Annotated in this window: 19 protein-coding genes and 1 other RNA gene; 13 read left to right on the top strand and 7 right to left on the bottom strand. The window is 42.3% G+C overall.

The window, feature by feature from the left end:
• Positions 1–3: 3 nt before the first annotated feature.
• Positions 4–1065, bottom strand: a complete 1062-nt coding sequence (locus tag CRO04_RS19240) for a tRNA-dihydrouridine synthase (RefSeq protein WP_097005859.1) — start codon at positions 1063–1065, stop codon at positions 4–6.
• Between the two features lie 51 nt (positions 1066–1116).
• Between CRO04_RS19240 and CRO04_RS27500 the strand changes: the two genes are divergently transcribed.
• The gene (locus tag CRO04_RS27500; RefSeq protein WP_097005899.1) at positions 1117–1314 is read left to right on the top strand and encodes a TetR-like C-terminal domain-containing protein; all 198 of its coding nucleotides are present in this window, start codon (positions 1117–1119) and stop codon (positions 1312–1314) included.
• 10 nt (positions 1315–1324) lie between these two features.
• Here the strand turns inward: CRO04_RS27500 and CRO04_RS19230 are convergent, their stop codons facing one another.
• Positions 1325–2236, bottom strand: a complete 912-nt coding sequence (locus CRO04_RS19230) for a LysR family transcriptional regulator (RefSeq protein WP_097005858.1) — start codon at positions 2234–2236, stop codon at positions 1325–1327.
• Between the two features lie 156 nt (positions 2237–2392).
• On the opposite strand from CRO04_RS19230, the gene CRO04_RS19225 reads away from it, so the two are divergent.
• The 4 genes from CRO04_RS19225 to rd all read left to right on the top strand — a co-directional run bounded on the left by CRO04_RS19225 (position 2393) and on the right by rd (position 4616).
• Entirely contained in the window at positions 2393–3511 is a 1119-nt protein-coding gene (locus CRO04_RS19225) for a 5-methyltetrahydropteroyltriglutamate--homocysteine S-methyltransferase (RefSeq protein WP_097005857.1), read from the top strand.
• Between the two features lie 76 nt (positions 3512–3587).
• The gene (locus CRO04_RS19220; protein WP_097005856.1) at positions 3588–3929 is read left to right on the top strand and encodes an arsenate reductase family protein; all 342 of its coding nucleotides are present in this window, start codon (positions 3588–3590) and stop codon (positions 3927–3929) included.
• Between the two features lie 75 nt (positions 3930–4004).
• The gene (locus CRO04_RS19215) at positions 4005–4352 is read left to right on the top strand and encodes a cupin domain-containing protein (protein WP_097005855.1); all 348 of its coding nucleotides are present in this window, start codon (positions 4005–4007) and stop codon (positions 4350–4352) included.
• Between the two features lie 105 nt (positions 4353–4457).
• The gene (gene rd, locus CRO04_RS19210; protein ID WP_097005854.1) at positions 4458–4616 is read left to right on the top strand and encodes a rubredoxin; all 159 of its coding nucleotides are present in this window, start codon (positions 4458–4460) and stop codon (positions 4614–4616) included.
• Between the two features lie 77 nt (positions 4617–4693).
• Here rd and CRO04_RS19205 read toward each other — a convergent pair whose 3' ends face one another.
• Positions 4694–6367 carry a S8 family peptidase gene (locus tag CRO04_RS19205; RefSeq protein WP_207654477.1) on the bottom strand — a complete coding sequence of 558 codons (1674 nt, stop codon included), beginning with the start codon at positions 6365–6367 and terminating at the stop codon, positions 4694–4696.
• Between the two features lie 65 nt (positions 6368–6432).
• The gene (locus CRO04_RS19200; RefSeq protein ID WP_097005853.1) at positions 6433–7314 is read right to left on the bottom strand and encodes an N-acetylmuramoyl-L-alanine amidase family protein; all 882 of its coding nucleotides are present in this window, start codon (positions 7312–7314) and stop codon (positions 6433–6435) included.
• 134 nt (positions 7315–7448) lie between these two features.
• Here CRO04_RS19200 and CRO04_RS19195 point away from each other — a divergent pair, with 134 nt between their 5' ends.
• The 5 genes from CRO04_RS19195 (at position 7449) to CRO04_RS19175 (ending at position 12972) form a co-directional block, all read left to right on the top strand.
• Positions 7449–8411 carry a tRNA dihydrouridine synthase gene (locus CRO04_RS19195; protein ID WP_097005852.1) on the top strand — a complete coding sequence of 321 codons (963 nt, stop codon included), beginning with the start codon at positions 7449–7451 and terminating at the stop codon, positions 8409–8411.
• Positions 8412–8535: 124 nt separating this feature from the next.
• Complete coding sequence (locus CRO04_RS19190; protein ID WP_097005851.1) at positions 8536–10794, top strand: ribonucleoside-diphosphate reductase subunit alpha; 2259 nt, start codon at positions 8536–8538, stop codon at positions 10792–10794.
• A 47-nt stretch (positions 10795–10841) separates the two neighbouring features.
• Positions 10842–11885, top strand: a complete 1044-nt coding sequence (locus CRO04_RS19185; RefSeq protein ID WP_097005897.1) for a ribonucleotide-diphosphate reductase subunit beta — start codon at positions 10842–10844, stop codon at positions 11883–11885.
• A 75-nt stretch (positions 11886–11960) separates the two neighbouring features.
• Positions 11961–12303: a transfer-messenger RNA gene (gene ssrA, locus CRO04_RS19180) on the top strand.
• Positions 12304–12429: 126 nt separating this feature from the next.
• Positions 12430–12972 (top strand): DUF402 domain-containing protein, encoded by a 543-nt coding sequence (locus tag CRO04_RS19175; RefSeq protein ID WP_097005850.1) that lies wholly within the window; start codon positions 12430–12432, stop codon positions 12970–12972.
• 366 nt (positions 12973–13338) lie between these two features.
• On the opposite strand, the gene CRO04_RS19170 is transcribed toward CRO04_RS19175, so the two are convergent.
• From CRO04_RS19170 to CRO04_RS26370, 3 genes are read right to left on the bottom strand one after another with little or no spacing between them, the layout of a single operon-like run.
• Positions 13339–13563, bottom strand: coding sequence for a heavy metal transporter (locus CRO04_RS19170; protein WP_097005849.1), 225 nt, complete (start codon positions 13561–13563; stop codon positions 13339–13341).
• Between the two features lie 19 nt (positions 13564–13582).
• Positions 13583–13795: a cold-shock protein gene (locus tag CRO04_RS19165; protein WP_097005848.1), complete on the bottom strand. Its 213-nt coding sequence runs from the start codon at positions 13793–13795 to the stop codon at positions 13583–13585.
• A 16-nt stretch (positions 13796–13811) separates the two neighbouring features.
• Positions 13812–13955 carry a CPC_1213 family protein gene (locus CRO04_RS26370; RefSeq protein WP_166432618.1) on the bottom strand — a complete coding sequence of 48 codons (144 nt, stop codon included), beginning with the start codon at positions 13953–13955 and terminating at the stop codon, positions 13812–13814.
• A 218-nt stretch (positions 13956–14173) separates the two neighbouring features.
• Between CRO04_RS26370 and CRO04_RS19160 the strand changes: the two genes are divergently transcribed.
• The 3 genes from CRO04_RS19160 (at position 14174) to pstC (ending at position 16760) form a co-directional block, all read left to right on the top strand.
• Positions 14174–14818: a substrate-binding domain-containing protein gene (locus CRO04_RS19160; protein ID WP_141401009.1), complete on the top strand. Its 645-nt coding sequence runs from the start codon at positions 14174–14176 to the stop codon at positions 14816–14818.
• Positions 14764–15723, top strand: coding sequence for a phosphate ABC transporter substrate-binding protein (locus tag CRO04_RS19155; RefSeq protein ID WP_242974554.1), 960 nt, complete (start codon positions 14764–14766; stop codon positions 15721–15723). The genes CRO04_RS19160 and CRO04_RS19155 overlap by 55 nt, the downstream gene beginning before the upstream one ends.
• An 86-nt stretch (positions 15724–15809) precedes the next feature.
• On the top strand, positions 15810–16760 hold the full coding sequence (gene pstC / locus CRO04_RS19150) for a phosphate ABC transporter permease subunit PstC (protein WP_330400889.1): 951 nt from the start codon (positions 15810–15812) through the stop codon (positions 16758–16760).
• Positions 16761–16818 lie beyond the last annotated feature (58 nt).

The raw sequence follows: 16818 nt of genomic DNA, 5'->3' as shown, positions 1-16818 counted from the left end.
TTGTCAGCTGTTTTTTCTTTCGTATTTTATTCTGCCTGGACATTTTTGGGGCTCGATCCGCCACATACAGGTTTTACAGTGAATGCAGGCTCCTGTATCTTTTCCATTAATGGCATCACTGGCCCAGTTGGGGTTAACTAAAGTGCCCCGTCCGATATTAACCATATCCACGCGAGCTGTATTTAATATCTCATCAGCCTGCTTTGGAGAGGTGATTTCTCCTACGGTGAAAACCGGAACTGAGATCCTTTTCCTGATTTCCTGGGCTCCGTAAATTAAATCTGTGAACGGGTAATCATCCGGTTTAAATGGGTCTGAAAGCTGTGCAAAGCCAGAAGAAATATTGAGAAAATCAATACCGCATGCCTGAAATTCCAAGGCGTGATCAATGCCGTCGGAGAGTGTGGGTTCGTATGCACCCAGCCGCATTCCTACAATGAAAGATGCCGGTGTCCGTTTTCGGATCTCTCTAATTATTTCCTTTGCAAACAGTGCCGGATTTTTACCATATTCATCATTTCTTACATTCACACGGCTGTTAAGGAACTGGCTGATTAAGTAGTTGTGGCAGCCATGAAGCTCTATTCCATCATACCCGGCCTTATATGCCCGTTCTGCAGCTTCCGCAAATGAATTTTGAATCCTGTGCAGTTCATCCAGTGAAAGTGCCCTGGATTTCTTACTTTTACCCCTCACCATGCACTCGATCTCACTGGGACAGACGGTTTCTTCCATAAAACCATAGATGCCGCCATGATGAATCTGCACAAAGATGGGAGTTCCTGTTTCATGAACTGCTTTTGTAATTCTTGAAAGTCCCTCAATTTGTCCGTCCTCCCAGATTCCAATCTGGGAATCGCAGAGTCTTCCAGCCTTTTCCACACAGGTAGCTTCCTGAATAATTAACCCCGGTCCGCCCTGTGCAATCTTACGGTAATGTTCTATCTGAATATCAGTTACATACCCCGTGTCATCGGTACGGTTGTAAATCACCATGGGAGGTACGGCAATTCTGTTTTTTACCTCCAGATTTCTAATTTTCATTGGGTTAAATAATTTGTTCATTGATAATCTCCTTTTTATATTTATGATTATATCTATTGTCAGTGAGAAGATCTGGTTATCCAGATCAGCAACCTTTATACATTCCTGGCATCAGATGAAGGACGGATCATAAGGGAACTGATAGCAGAAGGCCAGTTTGATTCTGATGTAGCAGAGGCTTACCAGTCCCGATGTTATTTACCCCGAAGAAAGGTTTCAGGAAAGATTCTGGAGCGGGGAGTAGAAAGAGGGGAAATTAGAGAAAATTGACCAACGGGTGCTACGGATTTTCAGAGCGGATTAAGTTTTTTAGTTCTTCCAGGTAATTGAGAGCAAATGTACTTAAATGGATCCTGGGATTCTCGATCCAGCCTATTCTCATATATTCTGAGGTTATAAGAGGAACTGCAATAATATTATCTCCGTTTAAGTTGCTGTTTAAGATACCGCTGCAGATGGTATAGCCGTTTAATCCGATCAATAAGTTAAAAAGAGTAGCCCGGTCACTGACGTAGATGATTTTCTTCCTTGGAACCGTGCTCAGTATTTCCTCAGAAAAATAGAATGAGTTATTTTCGCCCTGCTCAAATGCCAGAAAGGGATAGGATTTTAACTCCTCCATTGTGACTGCGGCATGTTTAGAAAGAGGATGGGATGAGCTGATAAATACATGAGGAGAAGCTTCAAGCAATGGGTGAAAGATCAGTCCACTGTCTTTAAAAAGCTTCTCCAGCACCTTTTTATTAAAATCATTCAGATACACAATTCCAAGTTCACTTCTGAAATTCTTTACATCCTCAATGATTTCATATGTTCTTGTTTCCCGCAAGGTAAACTCATATTCGTCATGATCCTGCCGTTCCACCAGATTGACAAAGGCATTGACAGCAAAAGCATAATGCTGGGTTGAAATAGAGCAGATCCGTTTTGCAGGTGTTTTCTTCAGATAATGCTGTTCCAACAGATCAGCCTGTTCTAACACCTGCCTGGCATAGGAAAGAAATTCGCTTCCGTCCAGGGAAAGAGAGATTCCCTTGGGATTTCTGTTAAATATGGTAATGCCATATTCAAGTTCCAGCTCTTTTACTGCGTTGGAAAGGCTGGGCTGGGTGATATAAAGCTGTTTTGCAGCCTCTGATATGGAGCCGCAGTTAACGATTGTAATAACATAACGAAGCTGCTGAAGTGTCATTGCAATGGATTCCTCTCTTTCTCGATCTTTTATTATTCTAACACATAATGATATAGTTTAAAACTATACGAATGCATAAAAATATAGAATTTTACAGATATATTTGTTTCCGCTAGAATAAAATACATACAGGTAAAAAAGAGAGGAGACTTAAGAATGGCACAGGCGAAAAAAAGAGCACCATTTAAATTTGATATAGTAGGAAGCTTTTTGCGTCCCGAATATTTAAAGGAGGCAAGAGAGGGCTGGAGAAATGGAACGGTCACTGACGAAGAATTGAGAAAAACAGAAGACAGAGCCATCACTGAACTGATCGAAAAGCAAAAAGAAGCAGGACTTCCGGTTATTACAGATGGAGAATTCCGCAGAAGCTGGTGGCATCTTGATTTTATGTGGGGATTACAAGGAGTTAAAAAGCTGGAGGTGGAACAAGGGTATGCCTTTCATGACGAAATCACCAGAGGAGAGTCGGCTGGTCTGTGCGGAAAGATATCGGGAGAAAATCATCCATTTGTAGAACATTTTAAATTTGTAAAGCTGTTTGAGGATGATACGGTTACTGCAAGACAGACGATTCCTGCTCCTGCCCAGTTTCTTGCAGAACTGGAACGCAAAGACAATCTGGAACAGACAAGATCCTGCTATCCGGATGAAGAACAGCTGATCCAGGATATTGCAGCTGCCTACCGCACCGTAATTCTGGATCTGTATGAAGCAGGCTGCAGAAATGTTCAGTTTGATGACTGTACCTGGGGAATGTTCTGCGATACAAAGTATTGGGAGGCAAGACAGAAAGAAGCAAAATCAATTGATTCCGAGGCAGAAAAATATGTAAGACTGAATAATCTTGCCATGGAAAATCTGCCGGAAGATCTGGTGATCAATACCCATGTATGCAGAGGAAACTACCATTCCACCTGGGCTTCCGCCGGCGGCTATGCCCCGATTGCCCCCCATTTATTCGGCAAAGAGCATGTCTCTGCCTACTATCTGGAATTTGACGATGAGCGCTCCGGAGACTTCGAGCCGCTTCATTATGTAGATGGGAATAAGCAGGTGGTACTGGGGCTGATTACGACCAAATCACCAGAGCTGGAAGAAAAATCACGAATCATTGAGCGCATCCGCAAGGCTTCCCGCTATATTCCTCTGGACCGCCTTTCATTAAGCCCGCAATGCGGGTTTGCATCAACGGAAGAAGGGAATAAGCTGACAGAGGAAGATCAGTGGAAAAAAATAAAACTGGTGAAAGAAATTTCAGAAGAGGTCTGGTAAAACCGTCGTTAAAATGGTATTGTTGTTTGGAACAGAACACAACAATACCATTTTTTCATGCAGTGGAGGTCAGATTATGAATGTACAGATATTCGGAACGAAAAAATGCTTTGATACGAAAAAAGCGGAACGTTATTTTAAAGAACGGAAAATTCCGTATCAGTTTATTGATATGAAGGAAAAGGGGCTGAGTAAAGGGGAATATAACAGTGTCAGACAGGCAGTAGGAGGGGCTGATGCTATGGTTAACCCAAATTGCCGGAATCAGGATGCTCTGGCTCTTATCCGGTACATTGCTCCGGAGGACCAGGCGGATAAGATTCTGGAAAACCAGGAGGTACTTAAAACTCCGATTGTCAGAAACGGGAAGCAGGCAACAATTGGTTATCAGCCTGATATTTGGAAAGATTGGATGTAAGGCCTGTCATTCACCTTGACATGACAAATAAAATTACTTAGAATAAAGAAAAACATTATAAAGGAGCTGCACAATATGAAAAGACCTGAAAAAAATCAAAGATGGGTAATGAATCAGGAAATAGAAGGTGAGACAGCAGGAGAGGGGGTTGTCAGAAAAGTTCTGGCATACTGCGACGGTATGATGTGTGTGGAGAATCATTTTGAGAAGGGAGCCATCGGAAAGATGCACAACCATCCTCATACACAGATTACATATGTGGCGAGCGGTGAATTTGAATTTACGATTGGTGAGGAAACAAAAACGGTGAAAGCCGGAGATACCCTGTTGAAACAGGACGGAGTGATGCACGGTTGTGTATGCAGGGAAAAGGGAATTCTGGTAGATATATTTACACCAATGAGAGAAGACTTTATATCATAAATAATCCAGTCTGTAAGTTTAAGGACAAATTGTAAATAAATGTATTGATAAAACCTATATTATATGCTATAAAAGAAGACAGAGATATTAAAGGAGGTGACAGCGATGGCAAAGTATGTTTGTGAACCATGCGGTTATGTATATGACCCGGAAATTGGAGATCCTGATTCCGGTATTGCGCCAGGTACTGCATTTGAGGATTTACCGGAGGATTGGGTTTGCCCGGTATGCGGAGTTGGAAAAGATATGTTCGTTGAAGAATAAAGCTGACGCCATCTTTGGCTGTCAACCTGCCTTCAAGCTACAGGCGAAAATCGCCTGTAGCTTGAAGGCTTTTTTGTTTAAGTGTTGCTGAAACGTTCGAAAAGACGGTTGATGTCAACCTGGCCATACCCCCATATGTTGTTGGGATATGTGTTTGCCGGATTTCGGAACGCTCCGCTAATCATCAGCCGGTTGACGTTATTGCCGGTCATTCTTGGGTAATTTCCCTTTACAATCCCCCATTCAAAAACCATGGCAATAATTCCGGCTGCATGGGCAGCAGCAGCTCCTGTTCCTGTTGCAGTTCCATAAAGGCCGCCTGGAACTGCACAGGTAAGCTCAAAGCCTGGAGCAGCAATATCCGGTTTTAACTGACCGTTTCTTGTATAGCCTCTGCCTGACTCCGCAAGAATACTGTCATTAAGCTGGTTGTAGGCAGCTGCAGTCAGTACATGTCTTGCATTTCCAGGCGATGTAATCGTGGTATCAGGGCTTGAATCCAGGAAAAAGGTATCGTTTGACAAAAGATCGCCGGAGGGAAGCCAGGAATGAAAGGAAAATGCTTCATTCTCAGCACTCTGTGCCCGCAGATACCAGATCCCAGGCAGGGGATTGCTGAAACGCAGGAGAATTAACTGTTCTCCTGTTTCCTCTTCAAAAATGATATTATTCACATAAATAATGGTTTGATTAAAGATAAAATTGAATTTTCTGCATTGGTTCAAACCGGGATAAACCGGCTGGGTGGATTCCCGGTTAGGAGAGGAGATATCTATGGATAGTCTGGCGGGTGCATAAGTCCAGAACTCCATTGCAAATAAAGTGTCGCTGCTTCCCACTCTGAGTTCAATATCATTATAATAGGGGGGAGCGGAGGTAGAATTATAATAATGACGCTGATTATTACCTTCATTGCCTGCAGCAACGGAGATTCCATTGCCGGGAAGCAGTGAAAGATGATCCATATAGGCGCTGGCAGCACCTCTTCCATCGTGTCCGCCCTGACTGCTTCCAAGTGCTATACAGATCACGACAGGACGATTAAAACGGGCTGCAGCTGTCACTGCATAGCGGACACCCAGGATCAGATCCGATTCCTGATAGCAGAGTGCATTATCAGGAACGAAAGATACCTGTTTTAAAATCTGCTTTGCCTCCTTCAGTTTGACAATTACCAGATCAGCCTGGGGAACGACACCGGAAAATCCCTGCTGCTCATTGGGTGAACCCGCCAGAATGCTGGATATGGCAGTTCCATGCCCATTCTCATCTGTTGTAGGAACAACGGATAATGGGTCTGGTGACTTCAGAGCTTCATTAATCTGTTCCCTGCTGTATTCAGAACCAAATGTAAATTCGTTGGGGATAGTTCCTGTCTGTACAGTCTGATCCCACATGGTAAGTATCCGGGAAGTGCCGTCGTTATATAGAAAAGCCGGATGCCGGTAATCAATCCCCGTATCAATGACTGCCACCAATACCCCCTGCCCGAATAATGCCAGATAGGGATTCGCCTGTACTGTAGAGATACCCGATTTTTCAAGACTTATGGTTGAGGCAAGGGTGTAAAGGGTAGGAAAGCTGCTGTAGGAGTGCTTTCCTAAGTCACAGGGTTCTCCATTGCCGGCAGGGATATGAAGCAGAGAGTTTTGCCTGTTTAAATAAGTGATATTATCACCGGTATCGTAGGTTGGAGCCAGAGCAGTGTTAATCATCAAATCGTAATAACTGTTATCCAGAATTTTTAACAAAATTATTCCTCCCTGCCAGCCGTAATGTATGATACATTTTATGCTGGCTGACAGGGATTATGAGCTTAGTTGGAGGCGGGTGTTCCAGGTCCCTGTCCGGCAGGGACATAAGTTGATTTTCCGGCTTTGTTTAAATATTCGATGATTCCTTTTGCATCAGCCTCGCCAAGAGCCTTTAACTGATCATCTGTGGAGAGAAAGAGGGTTAAGTCGCTGATATAGTTGATATAACCGTGTTCAATAATAAAACCCCTGATACCGTACATCTGAGAATATCTAGGTATAGCGTAATAATCGGCGGTACTTCCATCGGGATATAAGGTTCCGTTTTTGGAATCCTGCAAAATGAGTCCCCGGTTATGAAGTCCGAGAGCAGTTAACTGGTTTAAGATCGTATTTGCCGCTTCCTGGGACTGAAGGGCAATGCCGTCGTTAAATCGCCCGGTTCGGGGGGACATAGAGCTTGCGCCGTAAGCATTCCTTGTAGTACCGTTACCAGCAATGGAATCCACATGGAGACTGACAAATAAGTCTGCATGAACGGAAGCGGCAAAAGCGGCACGCTGATCCAGGGGGACAGTGATTTCTGAGCTGTCTTTTGTCAGATAAACGGTATAGTTGGAGTTTTTTTCAAGATACTCTTTTGTATAATTGGCTATTTTCATTGTAATGATGTCTTCGTAATAAGTAACACCATTGTATTCAAAATGGCAGCCGGAGTAATGGCCGTCTGTTTTACCATGTCCGGGATCCAGAACAACCACACAGTTGGATCTTAGATTCATTCCGGGTCCTATCTCTGGTACGGTGCTTTTGGTTACCGGAGGAGCAAAGGCGGGTCCTGTTTCTTCCTCCGCTTTTGATGTGGAGAAGATGGAACCGGAAAACAGAACAGCTATCAACAGAGTACCAAAAAAACGCTTCAAAACCTTATTAAAATGAATCATAATGAATCCTCCTGAGAAATGGCAATTTGTCAAATATTATAGCACTGATTGTCATATTGTGTAAATGGTGTTCTATGAATTTTTCATCTCCTGTGATAGAATGGGGATTGTAAAAAAGAACAGGAGATCTGCTTATGAAATATTACTTTGCACCTATGGAGGGAATTACAGGATATATATACAGGAATGCTCACCATAAATTTTTTAACAATGTGGATGCTTATTATACACCGTTTCTTGTGCCGACTCAGAATCGTAAATTTACGTCAAGAGAAAAAAATGATATTCTTCCGGAGCATAACGAAGGATTAAGGACGATTCCCCAGATCATGACCAATCAATGGGAAGGCTTTTTATGGACGGCCCAGGAGCTGAAAAAATATGGTTATCAGGAAGTGAACTTAAATTTAGGCTGTCCCTCCCGGACGGTGGTTTCCAAACAGAGAGGTTCTGGTTTTTTGGCCGTCCCGGACCAGTTAGACCAGTTTTTGGACCGGATTTTCTCACTTGATATGAAGATATCCATTAAAACCCGGATTGGAATTGACAGTCCGGACGAATTTTACCGGCTTATGGAAATTTATAACAAGTACCCGTTAGAAGAGCTGATTATTCACCCCAGAATTCAAAAAGATTTTTACCGGAATACTCCAAACTGGGACAGTTTTAAAATGGCAGTCTCTGTCAGCAAAAATCCGGTCTGCTATAATGGGGATATTTTCACTCCTAAGGATTATGAACGGCTGATGCAGACGTTCCCGACGGTGGAGCGGGTCATGCTTGGAAGAGGATTAGTGACCAATCCCATGCTGTCTGGTGAAATACAGGGGAACGGTTGTCTGAAAAAAGAACCGTTAAAAGAGTTTCACGACCAGATTCTTTCCGGGTACCAGGAAACTATTTCCGGAGACCGCAATGTTCTATTTAAAATGAAAGAGCTGTGGGCCTATCTGATTATATCCTTTGAAAACGGAGAAAAGCTGGGAAAAAAGATACAAAAATCCCAGAATATTATGGATTATATGTCGGCAGTGGAGGAGTTATTCCGGAATCTGGAGTTAGAAAGCACTTTGGATATAAGTGGAAGCGGATATTAATAAAAACCGAATATTTTGTACTTGGATGGTTGAAATTAACAATATCTTGTGGTATATTCTTGAATATAGCTTTTGATAACAGTTATTGATATTATTATAACGGGATAGAATGGCAGGAATCAGTATGGATGAATTATACGGTAAAAATGAGATATTGGCATATTTTAAGGAGATCCCCGGATTAAGACGGGTATTTGATGAGATAGAACAGGAGTGGCAACCCTCCGAATACAGCCTGGATAAACTTTTTATAAAATTCATGACGTTTTATAAAGAGGGTATGGCACTCAAAGAGAAGCTTTCTGCTTTGATTCAGGCCGCATTGGAGCTGACGACCCAGGAAGCCTCCGGATGGGAGTATATCTGCGCCAGAATTTATCTGGTCCAGTTTGAACTCATCCGAAAAAAGGAACTTAACAGGAATGATATTAAAAGCTTTTATGATAAGGTTCTTTACTTAACGAAAGAACAGCTTTACGGAAGTTATATTCTTGAGCATTACAGCAGGGAAGAAATCGATCTGTACGAATCCTATATTGATGAAGCCAGGGACCGTCTGTTTACTTATTCCGGTCTGGAACTGGTATTGAACCGTTACGTGATCCGCAGCAGGGAGAATATTCCCATTGAAACACCGCAGGAGATGTTTCTTGGAATTGCCATGCATCTGGCTATGCTGGAAACAGAGGACCGGTCCGGCTGGGTAAAAAGGTTTTACGATATGCTCAGCACTTTAAAAGTGACTATGGCAACTCCCACTCTGTCCAATGCAAGGAAGCCGTATCATCAGCTTTCATCCTGTTTTATTGATACAGTGCCGGACAGCCTGGACGGGATTTACCGAAGCATTGACAGCTTTGCAAAAATCAGTAAATTTGGCGGCGGCATGGGACTTTATTTCGGCAAGGTCCGGGCAGCAGGAAGCGCCATACGTGGTTTTAAGGGCGCAGCCGGAGGTGTTATCAGGTGGATCAAGCTGGCCAATGATACGGCGGTTGCAGTAGACCAGCTGGGGATGCGTCAGGGAGCAGTAGCGGTATATTTAGATGCATGGCACAAAGATCTGCCGGAATTTTTAATGCTCAGGACCAACAACGGAGATGACCGTATGAAAGCACATGATGTTTTTCCGGCTGTATGCTATCCTGATCTTTTCTGGAGGCTGGCAAAGGATGACATAGAAAGTGACTGGTACTTAATGTGCCCCCATGAGATTCTTTCTGTAAAGGGCTGGGCACTTGAGGACTGCTGGGGTGATTTATGGGAGGAACGCTACTTCCAGTGTGTGGAGGACAGCAGAATTCATAAAAGGGTGGTTCCGATTAAGGATATGATCCGCCTAATTTTAAAAAGTGCTGTGGAAACAGGAACTCCCTTTACCTTTAATCGGGATGCGGTGAATGAAGCCAATCCAAACAGCCATAAAGGGATCATCTACTGCAGCAATCTCTGTACGGAGATAGCCCAGAATATGAGCGCGGTGGAACAGGTGGAGCAGAATACAGCGACTGTGGACGGAGAGACTGTGGTGGTATCAGTAACAAAGCCTGGTGACTTCGTTGTCTGTAACCTGGCCAGCCTATCTCTTGGTAATATTGATGTGAACCGGAAAGAAGAGATCACACAGCTGGTGTGCAGCGCAGTAAGGGCTCTTGACAATGTCATTGATCTAAACTATTTTCCTGTTCCCTATGCAAAGATCAGCAACGGACGTTACCGCCCCATTGGTCTGGGGGTAAGCGGCTACCACCACATGCTTGCAAACAACAGGATTGCCTGGGAATCAGACGAGCATCTTACATTTGCAGACAAGGTGTTTGAGACTATAAACTATGCGGCCATTGAAGCCAGCTGTGATCTAGCAAGGGAAAAAGGGACTTATTCTTTCTTTGAAGGAAGTGACTGGCAGACAGGAGCTTATTTTAAGAAACGAGGCTATGAAACACAGGAATGGAAAGCTTTAAGTCAAAAAGTAAGTGAATACGGCATGAGAAATGCCTGGCTGATCGCTGTTGCTCCTACCAGCAGCACCAGCATGATTGCAGGAACAACGGCAGGACTTGATCCCATTATGAACCGGTATTATCTGGAAGAAAAAAAGAATGGACTTGTTCCCAGAGTTGCACCAGGACTTTCACCAGATACATTCTGGCTTTATAAAAATGCCCATTACATTGACCAGAAGTGGTCTGTGAAGGCAGCAGGGGTCAGGCAGCGCCATATAGACCAGGCCCAGAGCATGAACCTGTATATTACCAATGACTATACGCTACGGCAGGTGCTTGGACTCTATATTCTGGCATGGGAATCGGGAGTAAAAACCATCTATTACATCCGTTCCAAAAGCCTGGAGGTGGATGAATGTGATGCATGCTCCAGCTAGAAAGTGGGGAAAATCAGATAATGAAGAAGGAGAGTGGAATTCATCCCATGGAACAGTTAAAGAAACGTCCTCTTTTTAATCCGGAAGGATCCGTAGAAGTAAGAGAGCGGCGGATGATCAACGGCAATACCACTAATTTAAATGATTTTAACAATATGAAGTATGCCTGGGTAAGTGACTGGTACCGTCAGGCCATGAACAATTTCTGGATACCGGAGGAGATTAATCTTTTAAGAGACAGCAAGGATTATCCTCTTTTAAGTCAGGGAGAGCGGAGAGCGTATGATAAGATTTTGTCGTTCCTGGTATTCCTTGACAGCATTCAGACTGCCAATCTGCCGGCTATCAGTGAATATGTAACTGCCAACGAGATCAATCTCTGCCTGTCGATCCAGACCTTTCAGGAAGCTGTCCACAGCCAGAGCTACAGCTATATGCTGGATACAATCTGTGAGCCCCAGACGAGAAACGAAGTACTGTACCAATGGAAGAATGATCCTCATTTACTGGCCCGCAATACGTTTATCGGAGATCTGTATAACGAATTCCAGAAGGACAAAAGCAGTCTGGCATTTATGAAGGCGGTAGTTGCCAACTTTATTTTAGAAGGAATCTATTTTTACAGCGGATTTATGTTTTTCTATAATCTGGGGCGGAACCACAAAATGACAGGGTCTTCCCAGGAGATCCGCTATATTAACCGGGATGAGAATACCCATTTATGGTTGTTCCGTAATATCATTCTGGAACTGAAAAAGGAAGAACCGCAGCTGTTTACTCCGGAATACGTTGAAGAATACCGGAGCATGATCAAAGAAGGCTGTGAACAGGAGATTGCATGGGGAATCTATGCAATTGGAGATGAGGTTCCCGGTCTGACGAAGGAGATGATTACGGATTATATCAAATATCTGGGAAATTTCCGCTGTGAAAGTCTTGGCTGGGAGCGGATTTACGAAGGCCATGAGAGAGAACCGGAGAGTATGTCCTGGGTCAGTCAGTACAGCAATGCAAATTTAATAAAAACTGATTTTTTTGAAGCAAAGAGTACGGCTTATGCAAAGAGCAGTGCATTGATCGACGATCTGTAGATGGAAAGCAGTGGAACTTGACATTTATTTTTTTTCGTGATACTATGATAATGCTCTCTTGAAGAGTACCAGTCAGGGGCAGTACTGGTTTCGACAGGGGCTATGCAGCTGGTGAAGCTATCCGCATGCGATGCGTTAAATGGCAAACCTAAATATAAACGCTAACAATAATAAATTAGCTTTAGCTGCTTAATGCAGCTTGTCGGCCTTAGAGCACTCACACTTTAAGATCCCGGCATCGACTATGTGAGAAACGACGTGTGCAAAGCTTTGAGCATACGGGTGTATGATGAAGCTACTGAAGCAGTCAGGGTGTTAGTTCCCGGGCTGTGGAGGGAATGTCAATAAACTGACTATGATAGTAGAAGAACAGGGAATTGGTTTTTGGACACGGGTTCAAATCCCGTCTGCTCCACTCTTTCAGAACTCTTGTAAAAGCGAGAAAGTCTTGCGTTTACAAGGGTTCTTTTTTGTTAATGCAGGCTGTACAATATAATTTAATATTTATTCTGTAAGTACAACTAATAACCAGGAGGTACTATATTTGAAAAAAAGCAGATTGTCATATGATGAATGGAAATGTATAGTTTCAAAAGAAATGTACGGGAAAAAAGCAGATGCCGAATTTCTTAAGGGATATGTTGGACTTATGGAGATAAAAGAGGTAAGCGAAAAGCAGATATGGAAATTTAACGGTGTAGAAATTACAGTTTGCGATAAAGGAATGAAATGGCTCTCTATTCTGTCACAGGATGATTTTTATTGCATCACTGCTATGATGAATGAAAAAAATGATATATTGGTTTGGTACATAGATATGATAGCAGAACAAGGAATAGACTTAGATGGTGTGCCTTATTTTAAAGATTTGTATTTAGATTTGATTGTTTATCCTGATGGTAGAATTATAGTAGATGATATGGATGAACTTGAGGAAGCATTAATTAAAAAAGATATTACTCAAGAACAATTTGAACTGGCAATTAATACAAGTGATGAGCTTAGAAATGGATTATTAAAGAATATTAATGCATTTACAGAGTATACACTGAAATGCTATGGAATTTTACTAAGCTACCAATCATAAGCTGGTAGTTATTTTATGTCCAATAAGAACATGAAGGATTTCGGCGGGTATTATTTAGTGAACTATATCAGGAAAAATCAGATGTAGGTAATTCATATACACCCTGCGTAATTGTAAAAGTTAAAATAGAAGGCAATAAGGAATTGTCAAAAATATGCGAGGTTGATAATGAGGGATACCGATATTATGTGATCTCACAGTCGTTACTTTCTTCTCACACAACATATTAGCGGCGGTATTTTAAAAATCATTATAGATACCAGAACGGGAGTTAATTACCTTGTAAGGATACATAATATGATCCCCCTGCGTCACCAGACATATGACTAAGGGGGACCGTAATAAATTATACTTAGTAGATTTTGCCTAAGAGGTTTCGCAGGACTCCCCCGTTATTTCACATCCTACTGTTTCAATACAAGATTTAATGCTATTTTCATCCGTTGATTGATTATATCCCACTTCAATAGAACCTCTCGCTGCATCGATATTAATCATAGAAATTCCGTCTATTTTATCCAAAGCATTTTTTAACTGTGTTTTAACATCTTTATTCTGAATACCTGATATTTCGTAATGGATTCTTTTCATTGGACAACTCCTTTTTCTTTTAATCGTTTTTTTGGACATTAAAGGCGCTTAACCCTTTATCCCCTTTTCTAACATCAAAATTGACAGATTCGCCTTCGTGCAGATCTTTGTTATGCGTTTTTTCTTTCACCTGTGAATGATGTACGAAGACATCCTGTCCATCGTTGGCAGAGATGAAGCCATAGCCTCTCTCGTTATCAAACCATTTTACAACTCCGGTATAATTTGACATGGATAACGCCTCCTTCTTATCTTTTTGAATTATCTTCCTTTAATCCGAATACAGCTCTTGCGCTTTCTGCCTGGGGATTATGATTAATATGCTTTGAATGAAAGGTGCCATCTTCCTTTTTATGGTTGTTTGTGCTTTTTTTTGAATTATCTCTGCTCATTATATGCCTCCTTTTATTTATAAAGTGTTTTTAGTATGCCTGATATATAAAATTATGATTCGAAATTTGGTGCCCAGTTTCAGCCAATAGAAGAGTAAAAACTGAAATTTTGAGAAATTTACTAAGATTTGACAAATAGATTTCATAAATTCGATAGTAAGAAAATTTTCTCAGTAGCATACTAGATAAAGTAAATAAAGTTTAGAAAGGATATAAAGATGATGAAAAAAGCCATTGCTATGATTCTGACTGCCGCAGTATGTGCAAGTCTGGCTGCCTGTGCAGGCACATCAGACAAGAAAACATCAACCAGCCAGACAGATGCCACAACAACTGCAAAAACAGAGACAACGAAAGAAAGCAGTACAAAACCTGAAACTGTTTCCGGTACAGTCACAACTTCCGGATCCTCCGCTTTGCTTCCGCTTGTACAAGCTGCTGCGGAAAAATTTATGGAGAAGAATCCGGACAGCTCCATTGTTGCTAATGGAGGTGGATCAGGAACCGGTTTAAAGCAGGTTTCGGAAGGTGCTGTTGATATTGGTAACTCAGATGTATTTGCAAAAGAAAAGCTGGATGAAAAAGCAGCAAAGGATCTGGTAGACCATAAAGTATGTACAGTAACGATGACTGCAGTTGTTAATAAAAGTCTGGGAGTAAAAGATCTTACAAGCCAGCAGATGACAGATGTTTTTACAGGAAAAGTAAAGAACTGGAACGAAGTCGGCGGACCGGATATGGAAATCATGCTGGTGACCAGACCAACATCCTCTGGAACCCGTGCATTATTTAAGACCTATATGAGCACATGTATACCAAAGGCGAAGGAAGTGATCTGGCTCAGGCCTTCATTCAATATATGATGGGTGATGAGTTTGCAGTTAATATAGAAGAAATGGGATATGGCGCCTCCTCCAAACTATCTAAAAAAGCAATTGATAGTCATGAGGATAGCAGTCAGGCAGCAGCTCCGGCCGCTAAGCAGGTAAAGGGTTCTGTTACAACTTCCGGTTCTTCCGCACTGCTTCCTTTGGCTCAGGCGGCAGCTGAGGCGTTTATGAAACAAAATCCTGATTGTTCTATCGTTACCAATGGGGGCGGTTCAGGAACCGGTTTAAAGCAGGTATCTCAAGGTGCGGTAGACATTGGAAACTCCGATGTATTTGCAGAAGAGAAATTAGATTCATCTGCAGCTTCTGAATTGACGGACCACAAAGTTTGTACCGTAACCATGGCAGCGGTAGTAAATAAGAGTCTGGGAGTTGATAATCTTACCACAAAACAAATAACAGATATATTTACAGGAAAGATAAAGAACTGGAAAGAAGTGGGAGGACCGGACAAAGAGATTATGCTGGTAACCAGACCAACCTCCTCCGGAACACGTGCACTTTTTAAGACCTGGGCATTAGGCGGAGTGGAAGAATCTTCGGAGTCTGCGCTTGAGACGGATGATTCCGGTACGCTTCTTCAGACTGTAGAAGACAATGATGCTGCAATCGGTTATGTAGCACTTTCCTATCTGGTTAGTAATGATAAAGTGAAGGCAGTTGCAATTGATGGAGTTGCTCCAACACTTGAAAATACTTACAATGGAACTTATAAAGTATGGGGATATGAACATATGTATACCAAAGGCGAAGGCAGTGAAGCGGCTCAGGCATATATCAAATATATGATGAGTGATGCATTTGCCTCTAATATTGAAGCTATGGGGTATGGTGCTTCTTCCAAACTTTCAGATCAAGCAGTAAAAAGTCATCAGTAAAGAACTGGGATTGAAACCATTCCTTTGCCGTGCAGGTGCTTTTGCGCCTGTCCGGCATTTCATTTTATTCAGAAGAGGTGTTAAAATTGTCGAATTTAGAAAGTATTAAAGGCGGGACATCGCAAAAGAATACGCTGCACAAGTTTCGCAATGAATATTTCTGGCGGGGATTGGTTACGGTTTGCGGAATCTTAATCATACTTCTGACTCTCTCCATTGGACTCTTTCTCATTGTAAAAGGAACGGGAACATTTACCAAGTACCATCACACATTAAGCGAATTTCTTTTTTCGTCGGAATGGTCACCTATGGATAGCGCCAACGAAGGGGGAGGAAAGGTAGGTTCTGCCATATACATATTTGGTTCGTTGTTAACCTGCGGTCTGAGTCTTTTGATCGCAACCCCATTCAGCCTGGCAGCTGCTATATTTATGGTGGAAATTTCGCCGAATGCTGGAGAGAAACTTTTCCAGCCTGCAGTTGAGATTTTTATGGGAATTCCTTCTGTCGTTTATGGATGGATTGGACTAACCGTTCTGGTTCCTTTTATCAAGAATACATTTGGAGCAAGAATGGGTGGATTTTCTGTTCTTGCAGCCAGTATTGTATTGGCAGTTATGATATTTCCCACCATTACGGCACTTTCAGCCGATGCCATACGTAATGTACCAAAGGAATATTATCAGGCGGCTTATGGAATGGGATCAACCAGGTGGCAGGTAATCAGCCGTGTTGTTTTGCCAGTTGCATTTCCAGGAATCTTTACCGGTATTATTCTCGGACTATCCAGAGCATTTGGAGAAGCCTTGGCAGTAGCCATGGTGATCGGTAAGACCAGGGCCTTTCCTTCCTCCCTATTGTCACCAACCAATAACTTAACGGCTGCAATTGCGGCAGATATGGGCAATTCTGCAGATGGTGGGGAGCATAACCTGGCTCTTTGGACAATGGCACTTCTCTTATTCCTGATTTCTATGTTTTTTATATTTTTAATTCATGTTATGTTTCGAAAGGGGAGTGGATCCGGTGAAGTCTGATACCATAGAACTACGCATCAAAAAATCAAAAACTATAGACAAAGGAATGACCATCTTA

The organism is Lacrimispora amygdalina (assembly GCF_900205965.1).
In the GTDB taxonomy this organism is placed as follows: domain Bacteria; phylum Bacillota; class Clostridia; order Lachnospirales; family Lachnospiraceae; genus Lacrimispora; species Lacrimispora amygdalina_A.
The sequence above is the reverse complement of the archived record's forward strand: the minus strand, read 5'-3'. Positions and strand labels throughout refer to the sequence as shown.

Coding starts and splice junctions, on each gene's coding strand:
- CRO04_RS19200 (WP_097005853.1), bottom strand. CDS start 7,314: ATGATTCATTTTAATAAGGTTTTGAAGCGTTTTTTTGGTACTCTGTTG.
- CRO04_RS19215 (WP_097005855.1), top strand. CDS start 4,005: ATGAAAAGACCTGAAAAAAATCAAAGATGGGTAATGAATCAGGAAATA.
- CRO04_RS19165 (WP_097005848.1), bottom strand. CDS start 13,795: ATGTCAAATTATACCGGAGTTGTAAAATGGTTTGATAACGAGAGAGGC.
- CRO04_RS19220 (WP_097005856.1), top strand. CDS start 3,588: ATGAATGTACAGATATTCGGAACGAAAAAATGCTTTGATACGAAAAAA.
- CRO04_RS19170 (WP_097005849.1), bottom strand. CDS start 13,563: ATGAAAAGAATCCATTACGAAATATCAGGTATTCAGAATAAAGATGTT.
- CRO04_RS19185 (WP_097005897.1), top strand. CDS start 10,842: ATGGAACAGTTAAAGAAACGTCCTCTTTTTAATCCGGAAGGATCCGTA.
- CRO04_RS19160 (WP_141401009.1), top strand. CDS start 14,174: ATGATGAAAAAAGCCATTGCTATGATTCTGACTGCCGCAGTATGTGCA.
- CRO04_RS19230 (WP_097005858.1), bottom strand. CDS start 2,236: ATGACACTTCAGCAGCTTCGTTATGTTATTACAATCGTTAACTGCGGC.
- CRO04_RS19195 (WP_097005852.1), top strand. CDS start 7,449: ATGAAATATTACTTTGCACCTATGGAGGGAATTACAGGATATATATAC.
- CRO04_RS19225 (WP_097005857.1), top strand. CDS start 2,393: ATGGCACAGGCGAAAAAAAGAGCACCATTTAAATTTGATATAGTAGGA.
- CRO04_RS26370 (WP_166432618.1), bottom strand. CDS start 13,955: ATGAGCAGAGATAATTCAAAAAAAAGCACAAACAACCATAAAAAGGAA.
- CRO04_RS19155 (WP_242974554.1), top strand. CDS start 14,764: ATGTATACCAAAGGCGAAGGAAGTGATCTGGCTCAGGCCTTCATTCAA.
- rd (WP_097005854.1), top strand. CDS start 4,458: ATGGCAAAGTATGTTTGTGAACCATGCGGTTATGTATATGACCCGGAA.
- CRO04_RS19240 (WP_097005859.1), bottom strand. CDS start 1,065: ATGAACAAATTATTTAACCCAATGAAAATTAGAAATCTGGAGGTAAAA.
- CRO04_RS19190 (WP_097005851.1), top strand. CDS start 8,536: ATGGATGAATTATACGGTAAAAATGAGATATTGGCATATTTTAAGGAG.